This is a genomic window from Pseudomonas sp. GW704-F2, assembly GCF_059423025.1.
Map to the genome: position 1 here is coordinate 63,547 of NZ_JBWKXO010000005.1, position 13,375 is coordinate 76,921.

At 62.1% G+C, this 13,375-nt stretch carries 10 protein-coding genes; 2 read left to right on the top strand and 8 right to left on the bottom strand.

The window, feature by feature from the left end; translation table 11 throughout:
- The first annotated feature begins 18 nt into the window (after nt 1-18).
- Nucleotides 19-984, top strand: a complete 966-nt coding sequence (locus AC07W0_RS05985; RefSeq protein ID WP_017849789.1) for a hypothetical protein — start codon at nt 19-21, stop codon at nt 982-984.
- Between the two features lie 33 nt (nt 985-1,017).
- Here the strand turns inward: AC07W0_RS05985 and hldE are convergent, their stop codons facing one another.
- Together hldE and msbA are read right to left on the bottom strand one after the other, a co-directional pair.
- Nucleotides 1,018-2,442: a bifunctional D-glycero-beta-D-manno-heptose-7-phosphate kinase/D-glycero-beta-D-manno-heptose 1-phosphate adenylyltransferase HldE gene (gene hldE / locus AC07W0_RS05990; RefSeq protein WP_026140386.1), complete on the bottom strand. Its 1,425-nt coding sequence runs from the start codon at nt 2,440-2,442 to the stop codon at nt 1,018-1,020.
- A gap of 127 nt (nt 2,443-2,569) precedes the next feature.
- On the bottom strand, nt 2,570-4,375 hold the full coding sequence (gene msbA, locus AC07W0_RS05995; RefSeq protein WP_026140387.1) for a lipid A export permease/ATP-binding protein MsbA: 1,806 nt from the start codon (nt 4,373-4,375) through the stop codon (nt 2,570-2,572).
- 160 nt (nt 4,376-4,535) lie between these two features.
- Between msbA and AC07W0_RS06000 the strand changes: the two genes are divergently transcribed.
- Complete coding sequence (locus AC07W0_RS06000; protein ID WP_102617186.1) at nt 4,536-6,404, top strand: bifunctional O-antigen ligase/aminoglycoside phosphotransferase family protein; 1,869 nt, start codon at nt 4,536-4,538, stop codon at nt 6,402-6,404.
- A gap of 54 nt (nt 6,405-6,458) precedes the next feature.
- Here the strand turns inward: AC07W0_RS06000 and AC07W0_RS06005 are convergent, their stop codons facing one another.
- The 6 genes from AC07W0_RS06005 to AC07W0_RS06030 form a co-directional block, all read right to left on the bottom strand.
- Nucleotides 6,459-7,340, bottom strand: coding sequence for a glycosyltransferase (locus AC07W0_RS06005; protein WP_017849793.1), 882 nt, complete (start codon nt 7,338-7,340; stop codon nt 6,459-6,461).
- Nucleotides 7,337-8,485 carry a glycosyltransferase family 4 protein gene (locus tag AC07W0_RS06010; protein ID WP_017849794.1) on the bottom strand — a complete coding sequence of 383 codons (1,149 nt, stop codon included), beginning with the start codon at nt 8,483-8,485 and terminating at the stop codon, nt 7,337-7,339. The genes AC07W0_RS06005 and AC07W0_RS06010 overlap by 4 nt, the downstream gene beginning before the upstream one ends.
- 87 nt (nt 8,486-8,572) lie before the next feature.
- Nucleotides 8,573-9,979 carry a PIG-L deacetylase family protein gene (locus AC07W0_RS06015; RefSeq protein ID WP_102617187.1) on the bottom strand — a complete coding sequence of 469 codons (1,407 nt, stop codon included), beginning with the start codon at nt 9,977-9,979 and terminating at the stop codon, nt 8,573-8,575.
- Nucleotides 9,976-10,872, bottom strand: a complete 897-nt coding sequence (locus AC07W0_RS06020) for an antimicrobial resistance protein Mig-14 (RefSeq protein WP_046490751.1) — start codon at nt 10,870-10,872, stop codon at nt 9,976-9,978. Before AC07W0_RS06020 ends, AC07W0_RS06015 begins: the two co-directional genes overlap by 4 nt.
- Complete coding sequence (locus AC07W0_RS06025) at nt 10,873-12,630, bottom strand: carbamoyltransferase family protein (RefSeq protein WP_017849797.1); 1,758 nt, start codon at nt 12,628-12,630, stop codon at nt 10,873-10,875.
- Between the two features lie 142 nt (nt 12,631-12,772).
- On the bottom strand, nt 12,773-13,126 hold the full coding sequence (locus AC07W0_RS06030) for a YceK/YidQ family lipoprotein (protein ID WP_017849798.1): 354 nt from the start codon (nt 13,124-13,126) through the stop codon (nt 12,773-12,775).
- Between the last annotated feature and the right edge of the window lie 249 nt (nt 13,127-13,375).

Genomic DNA, 13,375 nt, shown 5'->3' on the forward strand with positions numbered 1-13,375 from the left:
ACGTAAGAAGGAGCCGACATGTCGCGAACGCTCATAAGAAAAAACCCCAGCAACTTCAAGACTCTGCCACTGCATGTCGAAGCCACCCCCGAAGGCCTGAGCTACCAGAGCGTCGGCATGCCGCTCAACTTTGCCCAGACCCTGCAACGGCGCAAGCCGGTAGAAGTGACAGACCCGGAGCGTTTCGCCCTCGAGCTGGCCAACCTCGGCGTGTCGGTGCGTTTGACCCTGCATTGGCAAAACAAGGATTACTGGGTGCTGGTGCGCCAACGCCGCCAGGACCGTGGCGACGTGGTACTCAAGCTGATTTCCGGCTATGTCCCCGCCCATGAGCTGAACCTGCCGCTGCACACCGCCATCCAGGAAATCGCCGAAGAGTGCCTGCTGGAGACGCCCGAAGGCTGGCTCAGCGGGCGCTTCAACGACACCTGGCTGCCGGCGCCCTACTCTGCCGCGCTGCACTACCGCGAAGCCTTGCCGTTTCGCTTGAGCCCCTTGTCCGGCGCGGCCCGCCCGGTGCGCTGCGCGACCACGCAACTGATCGAGCGCCCACGGGCCTACGTCCACTTGCCTACGGCCTCGCTGCAATTGATTTATGACTTGCGCCTGGAGGTGCCCAAGGAAGCCAAATCCTTGAGCCTGTTCCATGTGGATGAGCGACTCGAAGGCGATCAACTGGTCGCGCGCCTGGACCGCCAGCGCCCGGACCTGTACCTGATGCCCTTGAAGGACGGGCAGCCGCTCGCCGAACTGTATACCGTCAAGAAAGATCAGCTGTACCCGGCGAGCACGCGGGGTTTGTACCTCGCGGAGAGCTTCGCCCAGCAGGACGGCTGGGTGGTGCGCGACGAGCGGATTCGTTGGAAGGATTGGCTCAGGCAGCAAGGCCTGGCCGTCCCGGAGAAAGAGTCGAAGCTCAAGCGCCTGACCGGCAAGGCGCGGCAGATGTTGCGCAAGATCGTGCCAAAGAAGGCCAGACCGTAGGCGCGAGCAGGCCCGCGCCTACGGCCGCGGGCCTTATTCGTGATTGCGGATTTTTTCCACGATCGCGGTCGTCGAGCTGTTCTCAACCAACCCCAGCACTTTGACCTTGCCGCCGTAGGCGCTGACGATGTCGGCGCCGACCACCTGGTCGACGGAATAGTCGCCGCCCTTGACCAGCACATCGGGCTTGACCTGGGCCAGCAGGTTTTCCGGGGTGGCTTCGGGGAAGCTGATCACCCAGTCCACCGCACCCAGGCCGGCCAGGACCGCCATGCGTCGGTCGACACTGTTGATCGGGCGGCCCGGACCTTTCAGGCGGCTGACCGACGCATCGTCATTGACCGCGACGATCAGGCGATCGCCTTGGGCGCGCGCCTGTTCCAGGTAGGTCACATGACCGGCATGCAGGATGTCGAAACAGCCATTGGTGAACACAATGCTTTCGTTGTGGGCGCGCGCGTCGTCAATCGCCAGCAGCAATTGCTCGAGACTCAACACCCCACGCTCGGAGCCTTCGGAACGCTGGATCGCACGGCGCAGTTCGGGCGCGCTGATCGCGGCGGTGCCGAGCTTGCCGACCACGATGCCCGCCGCCAGGTTGGCCAGGGCCACGGCGTGGGGCAATTCCTCGCCGGCCGCGATGGAGGCGGCCAGGGTGGAAATCACGGTGTCGCCGGCGCCGGTGACGTCGAACACTTCACGCGCACGCGCCGGCAGGTGCATCGCCGCATAGCCCGGGCGCAGCAAGGTCATGCCGTGCTCGCCACGGGTCACCAGCAAGGCGCCCAGGTCCAGTTCGGCCATCAGCGTCGCGCCCTTGCTCACCAGTTCGTGCTCATCGGCGCAACCGCCGACGATGGCTTCGAACTCGCTGAGGTTCGGCGTGATCAGGCTGGCGCCGCGATAAATCGAGAAGTCCTTGCCCTTGGGATCGGCCAGCACCGGAATATTGCGGGCCTTGGCGGCCTGGATCAGCATCTGGTGGTTCTTCAGCGCGCCTTTGCCGTAGTCGGACAACACCAGCACCTTGATGCCTTCGAGCAACTCATCGACCTGCGCGCTGAGGGCCAGGGCATCGGTGGCGAAGGGTTCTTCGAAATCGATGCGCAGCAATTGCTGGTGACGGCTCATGACCCGCAGCTTGACGATGGTCGGCTGATGGGCGATGCGCTGGAACAGCGCGCGCACGCCGGCACCGCGCAGGCTGTTGGCCAGGCTGTCGGCGGCTTCGTCGTCGCCGGTCACACCCACCAGGGAGGCAGGGGCGCCGAGGGCGGCAATATTGAGGGCAACGTTGGCAGCGCCACCTGGACGGTCTTCGATTTGCTCGACCTTGACTACCGGTACCGGCGCCTCAGGGGAAATCCGTGAGGTTCCGCCATGCCAGTAACGGTCGAGCATGACATCGCCGACCACCAAGACAGGGGCTTGATCGAATCGCGGCATGGACAACTTCATGGAGCAACCCACATACAAAATGAACAGGGGCGCGATATTAGCACAGGGTTACAGAAGGCTTGTGGGGGTGTGACAGAAGATGTTGCAGGAACGTTGGTGAGGCGGATTGCCCGCCCCACCAAGGGTATCAGGTGATATCCGCCGACACCGGGGCATCCAGGCCCATGGCATGCAGGCGGGCGTAGTAGCCGTTCTGTGCAAGCAATTGACCGTGGGTGCCGCGCTCGACAATACGCCCGTCGTCCATCACCAGGATCAGGTCGGCCTTCTCGATGGTGGACAGGCGGTGCGCGATCACCAGGGTCGTGCGGCCTTGCATGACCTTGTCCAGCGCCGCCTGAATGTGGCGCTCGGACTCGGTGTCGAGGGCCGAGGTGGCCTCGTCGAGAATCAGCAGCGGCGCATTCTTGAGCAGGGCGCGGGCAATTGCCAGGCGCTGGCGTTGACCGCCGGACAGCAGCACGCCGTTTTCGCCGACCTGGGTGTCGAAGCCTTTAGGCAACTGGTCGATGAAGTCTTTGGCGTTGGCATCCATCGCGGCGGCTTCGACGTCGGCCCGTGGTGCGCCGGCCAGGTCGCCGTAGGCGATGTTGTTGGTCACCGTGTCGCTGAACAGGGTCACGTGCTGGGTCACCTGGGCGATGTGCTTGCGCAGGTTGAGCAGTTTGTAGTCTTCGATCTCGACGCCATCGAGCAGGATTTCACCGCTTGCATGGTGGTAGAAACGCGGGATCAGGCTGGCCAGGGTCGACTTGCCGCTGCCCGAGCGCCCCACCAGGGCGATCATCTGCCCAGGCTCGGCGGTAAAGCTGATGTCCTTGAGTACAGGACGTTCGGTGCCGGGATAGGTGAAGTTGAGGTGACGCACTTCCAGATGGCCGCTGACCTTGTCGCGCTCGATCGTGCCGTTGTCGACTTCAGCCTCTTCGTCCAGCTGTTCGAAAATGCTTTCGGCGCCCGCCACACCCTTCTGGATGGTCGAACTGACTTCCGACAACTGACGGATCGGCTTGGGCAGCAGACCGGCCAAAGTGATGTAGGCCACCATGTCGCCGGCCGATGCGTCGCCGCGCAGGTAAAGCACCAGGAACATCAGCACGGCCATGGCGGTGTAGATCACCAGTTGCAGCGCCGGGGTGTAGATCGCCCCGGTGCGGGTCATGCGCAGTTGCTTGTTGGTGTTGCTCTGGCTGGCCTTGAGGAAGCGTTTTTCCTCGTAGACCTCGCCGCCGAAGCTGCGCACGACGCGGTACCCCTGGATGGTTTCAGACGCCACATGGGTCACGTCGCCCATGGCCACCTGGATCTTCTTGCTCTGTTTGCGGAATTTCTTGCTGGCCGTGCTGACCATCACCGCAATCAACGGCAGGATGGCGATCATCACCAGCGTCAGGCGCCAGTTCATGAACAGCAGCGAAGCGAACAGGAAGATCACGGTCATGCCTTCGCGAATCACCACCTTGATCGCATCGGTCGCCGCCCCCGTGACCATGGTCACGTTGAAGGTGATGCGGGAAATCAGGTGCCCGGAGTTGTGATTGTCGAAGTAGCGGTTGGGCAGTGTCAGCAGGTTGTTGAACAGCTGCACCCGCAGGTCGTGGACCAGGCCCAGGGAAACCTTGGCCAGCAGGTAGTTACCGAGGAACGAACCCAGGCCCTGCCAGGCGGCGATCAGGATGATCAGCAGCGGCACGGCCTGCAGCAGCTGCAGGTCGCGCAGGAACGGCACGCTGGGGAACAACACGGCTTGCGGGTTCGAAAGGCCATCGACAAAGTACTTGAGGATGTACCCCAGCATCGGCTGGGTCGACGCGAAAATCAGAAATCCGACAATACTCAGCGCGAACAAACCCGCATAGGGCCTGACGTAACTGAGCAGGCGGAAGTATATTTTCAAGCTCGAAGGGCTTGCGCTCGGACTGGAGTCGGTCATATCACGCGGCGTTTTAAAAAAGGAGGCTGACTTTAGCACAGCTTCTCTGTTGTACTTGCACCCCACATGACCCGCGGGCCGGCGAAATCCAACCGGCGACATTATATAGCCACTACTCTAAGATGGTCGGCTTTCTATTTCTGAAATGGCTTTTTACCGTATGCAGTGCAAGCGTCTTACCTATGGCTCAAATCGCGTCTTCGACTTCCTGGTCCTATGGATTTTGCCCATTGGCTTGTTGCTTCTGCTGAGTTCGCTGTTCTTCGTCACCAATCGCAACGTGCTGCACAGGTTCTACTACGTCCTGTTCAGCGCGCCAACCTTGTTGCTATTGTGCCTGCGCCCCAGGGAATTCATGGAATTGCTGCGTGAGCCGCTGGCCATCGCATTCCTGGTCTTCTCCGCCTGGGCCCTGACCAGCCTGTTCTGGAGCCCGGAGTTTCATCCCGACACCGACCTGTTCAAGCGACCGCTGCACACGTTCATGTTGTTTGGCGGCTGCGGGCTGTTGCTGCATTACCGCAACGACCTGTTCAAGCCCGTGTTCTTCAGTGCGGCAGTGATCGCACTGGTGGCGACCCTGTGTAACCTGGTGGCCTTCGCCAAGGGGTTTGAGCCGGGCCTTGAAATACGCATGATCGGCGGCCGCGGCGCCCTCGACAACCCGCTGCTCAGTTCCCACGTGTTCGGTTTTTTCAGCGTCTACTGGTTGTATGTCTGCATGACCAGCCAGCGCTTTCAGGTGCTGTGGTTCAGCGTACCGGCCCTGGCCATCATGACCGCCGCGGTCCTGGCCACCGGTTCCCGCACACCGTTGGTGGCCCTGACCCTGGCCATCCTGTGGATGAGTTTTGTCAGCCGCAACCGCCGCTCGGCCATGATGATCGCGGGCTTGGTCCTGAGCGCCGCGGCGCTCTTGCTGTTCTACCCTGAACTGATCACCAACCGCGGCAGCTCGTTCCGCTTCGAACTGTGGAGCATGACGCTGCAGCGCATCGCCGAACACCCGTGGATAGGCCACAGCTACGATTCCGAGCTGTACCTGACCCTGGCTCAGGCCAACGGCTTCCAACTGCGCGAACCCCACAGTTTTGCCCTGGGCGTGCTGTATTACGTCGGCATCATCGGCTTTATCCCGTGGGCCTTCATGCTCGGCTGGGGCTTGTATAAAAGCCTCAAAGAACGGGCGCAACCGCTGTTCATCCTCGCCTCCTCCCTGCTGGCCTACGGCATCGGCGCCGGCCTGACCGAGGGCGGCGGCATCCTGTCGCGGCCCAAGGAACACTGGTTCCTGCTGTGGATTCCTTTGGCGATCATCGCCGGCCTGAGCATCGCCCAGCGCCGCCACAGCCTGCTGCGCATGCCGGTGCAAACCCTCAAGGCCGAGGCCTTCGATCAACTGTGCCACAACGCCCATGTGATTGAAGCCGACGGCCTGGGGCCGAAAGTCCTGCGCCTGGAAGACGGCAGTTTCCTCAAGGTCTTCCGCGCACGCCGCTGGTACACCTCGGGCAGCTTCAACCCTTATTCCGAGCGGTTTGCCAACAACGCCGAACAATTGCGCAGCCTGGGCATTCCCACCCCGCAGATCCTCGGCGTGTACAGCCTGCGCGACGCCAGCAGTGCCGTCACCTACTCGCCACTGCCCGGCCTGACCCTGCGCCAGGCCCTGCAAAGCCTGGACAGCAGCCTGCGCGAATCGCTGATCGAGCGCTTCGGTCGATTCATGGCCCAATTGCATGAGCGTGGTGTGTACTTCCGCTCGCTGCACCTGGGCAACGTGCTGCTGATGGATGACGGCGAGTTCGCGCTGATCGATATCGCCGACCTGCGCATCTTCCCGTCGGCCCTGCGCAATGCCTTGCGCCAACGCAACCTGCGCCATATGCAACGTTACCCGCAGGACCGCAACTGGCTGTTCGAAGCGCACTTCGAGCAACTGGCCAAGGGTTACGCCAGCATCGCCAGCCCAAAAGCCACGGCAAAAATCCGCGAGCAGGTCCAGGGCCTGGCTAGCCCGGCCGCCTGATAAAAAAGGCGACTATCACTGCTGATAGTCGCCTTTTTCACTGCCACCGCCGCCTCAGCTTCTGAGGGGCGCCAGGTACAACCGCACCAGCCCGCGCAGGGTCTTGCGCCCCCAGAACTTCAACGGGATCTGCTTGAGGATCTCCCGCGCCAGCGGCCGGTCACGGTCGGCGGTCTTGAGGAACATCGAGTTGAGGAAGTTGTAGCGCACCGCGTCATACGACGGGTGTTCGCTGAACAATCCATAAGTCTTGAGGATGTTCTGAATCATGTAGCGATGGTTCTTGTACGTGTTGGTGGCGTGCTGGCGATAGCGCGCCATGACCATGTTCAACACGTCGATGGTGTAGCCGGCGTGGGTGATCTTCAATTCGATCAGCAAGTCTTCCAGCGGAATCAGCGGATCGAAGCCCCCCACCTGCTCCAGCGCTTCGCGGCGGATCAACAGGGTCGGTGCTGGCGGGAACGGCTTGCGGTCCAGGAACAGGTCATCGAAGTCCAGGCTGCGAAACGGCAGGTCCCGGTGCTGCTTCTTGTCGGGATAGGGCTGGCCATCGCCATCGATCAACTCGATGTTGCCCGCGCAGATGCCGACCTTGGGCTTGCCTTCCATGTAGGCGACCTGGGCCGCAATGCGCTCGGGCAACATGATGTCGTCGGAACCGAACGGCGCGATCAGCGTGCCTTTGGCCCGGGCGATCGCGCCGTTGAGCGTATTGGTCAGCCCCTGGTTCTGCTGGACCTGGAAATCAAAGCCGTGCTCGGCCTGCAAGCGCCGGATGCGCTCGACGCTGTCGTCCTTGGAGCCATCGTCGACCACCAACAGTTCGATGTTCGCGTAGGTCTGCCCCAGCACGCTGAGGATGCTCTGCTCGATGTACGGGCCATGGTTGTAGGACGCGATGATCACCGAGACCAGGGGTTGTGGCTGATTCATGCTCTACCTACTTCACGCAAACCGGTTTCAATCAGGGTCAGGTACTTGTGCTTGAACTCGTCCAGGGTGTGGTTGGCTACCAGGTAACGAAACACCTCCTCGCCCTTGGCACGCAATTGCTCATCGCTCAGTGCCAGGTAGGTATCCAGCGCCGCGGCCAGTTGCTCGACGTTGCCCGGATCGTGAGACAGCCCGCCCGCGCCCTGCACCAGCGGCAGCATCGCCGGGCCGTTGGAGGCGATCACCGGCAAATGCCCGCTCATGCCTTCCAGTAGCGCCAGGCCCAGGCCTTCGAACAGCGACGGCATGGTCCAGATATCGAAACCGCGCACGTACTTCATGCCGTCTTCACGGAAACCCAACAGGTGCGCGCGACCGGTCAGGCCGAGGCGCTCGATGTCGGCACGCAGGTCGGCTTCGGCGCGGCCGGAACCGATGATCCCCACCTGTGCCTGCGGGTATTTGTCCTTGAGCGTGGCGAACGCCTGCAGCAGATGCGTGTGGCCCTTGATCGGCACCAGGCGGCCCAGGGCGCCGATCATCCGCGCGTCCAGCGGCAGGCCCAGGGCCTTGCGCGCTTCATCGCGCGGCAACTGCAAGGCTTCTGCCTGCGGGATGTCGATGGCGTTGGTGACATAGGTGGTGTTTTCACGGGTGAACCCGCAATTGAGTGCCACCAGGTACTCCTGCACCGCCTCCGACACGCCGACGAAGCGCCACGCCGGGCTCACCCAGCGCTGGGTCTGACGCCGGCGGTAGCCACGGGCGTACTCGCCGAAACCATGGGAGATGCCGATGCACAGCGGGATCTTCAACCAGCGGTTGAGGGACAGCATCATGTTCACCGACTTGAAGCGGTTGCAGATGACCACATCGAACTTCTGCTCGCGGCAATACTTGTAGATCTGCCACATGGCGCCAAAGCGGATGCCCTTGAGGGACTTCTCCGGCAGTTCGAAATAGTGGGAGTGCTCGGCCACGCTCAGCGGCTGGCCCGGTAACGGGCGGCCACTGAGATACCCCGATGTCACCTCGAAGCGTTCAACCGGCAACGATTTGACGATCTGCTCACCCAGGTCGGCGAAGTCATTGGTCTTGACGTTGTAGTCCGGCTGTAACTGCAAAACCTTGAAACGAGGCTTCATAACTCTCCATGCAGCGATCTGGCTGCGGGCGCGCAGCCCGGCAAAAAATGGTGCGGCAAACGGATGCGGTCTGCCGTAAATAAGATCTCAGTCCTGTTTCAGGACCCACAGCAATTCATGCCGACGCACAGCCTTGCGGAAGAATTCGTTCTCTCCGTATGGCGATGGGCTACGCCCGGCCAGCACCTGTTGCAACCAGCGACGCACACGGCGCTTGAACGGCGCGCGCGGTTGCAGGTCGTGCATCATGCCCAGGGCCATGGCCTTGTCCTGCTGCTGGCTCAAGGCGAGCGTGAAACTGCAGGGGACCAGTTCGTCCGCGGTGTCGAAACGCGGCGGCAGGGCCACGCCGGCGCCCGAGTCGCCCATGGGCCAGCGGTCGTTATCATGCAAGTGATTGGCGTAGCCGAGCAATGTGTCGGGCTGCCACGCCAGGCCCTCCAGGGCTTCCAGTATCGCCGCGTGAGCGCAGATATGGTCGGCGTGCGGGTCGAGCAACGGCGTCGGCAGCACGATCACCTGCGGTCGCGCCTTGAGCAGCAGCGCGCGCAGGTCGGCGATCAGGGTGTGCCAGGTCGGCGCGCCGTCCACGTCGCCGGGCAGCGCAAAGGCATTGAACTGACGAAACAGCCGCGTATCGCTCAATTGCGCCTCGCGGGAGGCTTGAGCCTGGTCCGGCGCGGCCTGCATGGCCGCCAACTGCATGCAGAAGTAGCCCAATTGCACGCACTGTGCTTCGGGAACGCCGGCCCAGCGCGGCACGGCAATGCTGTCCCAGGCCCGCAGGCGCCCTTTGAGTTGCGCCGCTTGCGCCTTGGGCAGGCCCATCTGTTGATAATGCTCGGCTTCGATTTCACCGGCGGTCAACGTGACGATCCAACTTTCGGCCGCCTGGCTGTACAGGCTGAAGGCCGCCAACTCGGCGTCGTCGGCATGGGGCGCAATCACCATCACACGTTGCTGGCGATAATCCGGCTGACGGAAACGCCACAGCGTCGGCTGGCCGTTGATCCGGCAAAAACGCCCGCGCACCCGCAGTTTGCCAGCGGCCAATGCGTCGGCGGCGCCGGTCAGGTTGAGGTAACGGCGCCCGCCGACGCCACGCTCGAACACTTGCCGGTCCGGCGTTTGCAGGCCCAGCAGTTCCACCGCCGGGTCGATGAAACGCCCGAGCCACGAGCTGTGCAGCTCGATGCCGACGATCAGGGTGTCGTCCGCCGCCAGCGGCGCGTCCAGCAACAGCCGCCCCGCGTCCAGGCGCAGGCCTGGCACTTCACTGCCGTGAGGGAATGCGTAGGCATAATCCTCGCTGGGCGAATAGAACAGATGATCGGCAAACCAGGCTTCATGGGCCGCCCACAGCACCACCGCCAGAATCAACGGCAGCCACCAGGCCACGAGCACACCGGCCGCGATCAGCACCAGCAAGCCAATCAGCAGCGCGATGCGCTTGGTGCGCCGATGACGCTTGAGCAGTTGCTGCTTGCGGCTCATAGGCTGAACACCGGCACCGGGTTGCACCAGCGCTCCTTGTATTCACGGTCGGCGCGCCCAAAGGAAAAGCGCAGCGGTTTATCCACGGCCCGCGCCTGTTCCCAGGCGCTTTGCGTATTGAGGAAACTCAACACGCTGCCGGGGCTGAACTCACGGGTCTGAGGGTCGACACCGCCGTTGACGTATTCGATGCTGACCCACTCGGGCGCCTCGACGCGATACACCAGTTGCACGGCAATCGGCGCATCGTTGAGAAACAGTACCGAGCCCACCAGGAATTCCTTGAGCAAGCCCAGCACCTGCGCCAGATGCTCGGCGCCGGTGGCCGGGAAGCCCCAGCGGCGCTGGAACAGGTCGCAGTAGATCGCCGCCAGCTCGCTGCTGGAAAACTCACTCACCGCCCGCACCACGCCGCCGGCTTCTTCGAGCAACCGCAATTCGCGGCGCTGGTTGTAGCGAAACTTCTTCGACAGGTCTTCCGGGGTGCGCGCCATGGCCAACTGCTCGGCCTGGGGCTTGAGGGTGCTGACGCGCCCCTCGTTCAACGCCGACAGGTAGCGCCCACGGTGGCGCACCGGCAACTGCGCGTCGGCGGCGATCGGCAGGATGATTTCGGCATTGCCCAGATCGAACACGCCTTTCTTGCCGCGCCGCTTGAGCACGTCCTTGGACAGGGCCAGGTCGCGCCCCCAAGTGGCAATCGCGCCCTTGAGTTCGCCGTCCTGCTCCCAGCCCAGGTAGCGCACCGGAATCTGCGCCAGGTCCGCCAACCGCTCGACGATCAGCGGATGCGTCGCCACGCTGCCGCCAAACCGCTGCCAGGCCTGGGCGTAGACCTCGGCCTCGACAGGTACCCAGCCGCGTTCACGCCAACCCTGGAAGCGATTCAGCATTTAAACCACAGCGTCATAAGGGTCCACGCCGTCCTTGACCACCAGGATGTCTTCCATGATCAGGTACTGCAGGTCGGAACCGAAGAACATGTTCAGCGCATCGGTCGGCGAGCAGATCATCGCTTCGCCACGACGGTTGAGCGAAGTGTTCAGGGACACGCCGTTGCCGGTCAGCACTTCGAGCTCTTTCATCATGTCGTAGTAGCGCGGGTTGTATTCGCGCTTGAGCACCTGGGCGCGGGACGTGCCGTCCTCATGGACCACTTCCGGCACGCGGGTTTTCCACTCTTCCGACACTTCAAAGGTGAAGGTCATGAACGGCGCCGGGTGATCGACCTTGATCATCAGCGGGGCCACGGTGTCGAGCATCGACGGGCAGAAAGGCCTCCAGCGCTCGCGGAACTTGATCTGATGGTTGATGCGGTCCGCCACGCCGGTAGCGCTCGGGCAGCCAATGATCGAACGACCGCCCAAGGCACGCGGGCCAAACTCCATGCGCCCCTGGAACCAGGCCACCGGGTTGCCGTCGACCATGATCTTGGCGATGCGTTTAGGCATGCTGTCGATCTTGCGCCAGTCCGGCTTGCTCGGGTGCTTGGCGCAAGCGGCGATAACGTCTTCGTTGCTGTAGGACGGGCCGAGGTAGACGTGTTCCATCTTCTCCACCGGCACACCACGGGCGTTGGACACGTAAGCGGCGGCGCCCACGGCGGTGCCGGCATCGCCGGACGCCGGTTGCACGAACAGCTCTTTCACGTCGTCGCGGGCAATGATCTTCTGGTTCAGCTTGACGTTCAGCGCACAGCCGCCGGCGAAGGCCAGCTTGCCGGTTTCCTTGAGGATGTCGCCCAGGTAGTAGTCGATCATCTGCAGGGACAGCTTCTCGAACAGCGCCTGCATGCTGGCCGCGTAGTGGATGTACGGCTCGTCGGCGATGTCGCCTTCGCGCTTGGGCCCCAGCCACTCGATCAGTTTGGGCGAGAAGTAGAAACCCTTGCCCTTCTCTTTATAACGACGCAGGCCGATGACGTTGGCGTAGTCGGTGTTGATCACCAGCTCGCCGTTTTCAAAGGAGGCCAGGCGCGAGAAATCGTACTTGCTGGCATCGCCATAAGGCGCCATGCCCATGACCTTGAACTCGCCGTCGAGCATCTCGAAACCGAGGAACTCGGTGACCGCGCCGTACAGGCCGCCGAGGGAGTCCGGATCGTAGAATTCCTTGATCTTGTGGATCTTGCCGTTTTCGCCGTAGCCGAAGAACGTGGTGGCGTACTCACCCTTGCCGTCGATCCCCAGGATCGCGGTTTTCTCCTTGAAGCCGGAGCAGTGGTAGGCACTGGAGGCGTGGGCCAAGTGGTGTTCAACCGGCTCGATCTTGATTTTCTTCGGATCGAAGCCCAGCTGTTCCAGGCACCAGACGATCTTGTTGCGGTAGCGCTTGTAGCGCCGGTTGCCCATCAGGATCGCATCGAGAGCGCGGTCCGGGGCGTACCAGTAACGCTTGGCATAGTGCCAGCGCGCTTCGCCGAACAGGCTGATCGGGGCGAACGGGATCGCGACCACATCAACGTCGGAAGGCTTGATGCCGGCTTGTTCCAGGCAGAATTTCGCCGATTCGTAGGGCATGCGGTGCTTTGCATGCTTGTCGCGCACGAAGCGTTCTTCTTCGGCGGCCGCGATCAGCTTGCCGTCGATATACAGGGCTGCGGAAGGATCATGGCTAAGGGCGCCGGACAGGCCAAGAATCGTCAATGCCACAGGGGTCTAGCCTCTTTTAGTCTGCATGCAGGCGCGTTACGCCTGAAAAAAGTGTGCCTCTCGCCTGGGCGAGAAACAGCTAAAGGGCGGGATTATAGCTCAAAAGCAGGAGGAAGCTGTTAGCGGCGAGCGTCGAGGAGGTTCAGCGGAAGATCTCGATGCTGCCGTCCTTGTTCTGACGGTAGATCGTGTAGGGCAGGACCAGGGTGTCCAGCACGCCAGAGCCGATGAACTCGATGGCGATGATCGGGAAAGCATTGTTCTCGTGGTCCGACAGGGCTCGGTCATTCAGGCTTTTTTCAGGGGCGGGCTCAGCATTGAGCGTACAAAACCCGTAGATCACCCCACTGTAGATGCGCGGGATATTTTCGCAGTAGCTGCGCGACTCCTTGAGGTTCTGGCTGGCGACAGCGTCCGGGCGAAAGACGGTGTTGATGGTCCCGCAACCGGAGATTGCCAGGAGAGCAGCAAGCAACACAGAGTACATACGGATCATGAACGACACCGTTCAGCATAGAGGGTCGACCACACTAACATCGCCAGCGAAGATAGCCTACACCGACACACCGATACGTTCTGTGAGAAAGTTCCGAGAAGACAATACAGGCTTAGTTGCTTCGCGCGGCGAACACACCAGGGCAAAGAGCACTGACGGGCAAATCAATACGTTTGGTTAACGTTCAAACCACCCCCTCTTTTAAACAAAACCTGCAACTATCAACATGATGAACGGCATAAAATCCAT